Source organism: Klebsiella sp. EMBS2024, assembly GCF_036233805.1.
Taxonomy (GTDB): domain Bacteria; phylum Pseudomonadota; class Gammaproteobacteria; order Enterobacterales; family Enterobacteriaceae; genus Klebsiella; species Klebsiella pneumoniae.
This window is the reverse complement of record NZ_JAZARW010000001.1, coordinates 1553422-1553785: the sequence shown is the minus strand read 5'-3', so window position 1 is coordinate 1553785 and position 364 is coordinate 1553422. Positions and strand designations below refer to the sequence as shown.

General features: G+C 54.5%; 1 protein-coding gene. It reads right to left on the bottom strand.

What is annotated here, in order from left to right; all coding sequences use genetic code 11:
• Window positions 1-320, bottom strand: a 320-nt coding sequence (locus tag VZP09_RS06975; protein WP_328794988.1) for a toxin YdaT family protein, incomplete at its 3' end; no start/stop codon positions are given.
• Between the last annotated feature and the right edge of the window lie 44 nt (window positions 321-364).

Below are 364 nucleotides of genomic sequence, written 5' to 3'. Positions count from 1 at the left end.
TCCAGCGGAAGAACGGCCATGATTGCCGGGGTAAGAAGGCGAACATATTCGCGATAGCGCTCAGACTCGGCCGGGTTGTCCAGGTAGCGAAAAAGCTTCTGTCTGGCACGGCTGATATCATGAGGAAACGCGATATCCTGACCGCCCTGCTGTCGCCACTCATCGATGATGTGTGCCGACACAACATCCTGCCCTTCAGTTGCTGCCCAGGCGCGAACGGCAGAACGAATTGCGTCGTGATCTGCCTCTCTCTGTTGATTTCGCTTTATCAGAGCGCCGGTGTTGAATCCGGTATTTTGTTGAAAGGGAAGTGTTTGCATGTNCAGCCTTCCTGTTTCGGCAGGCCGTCAGTTGGGTTTGGGTA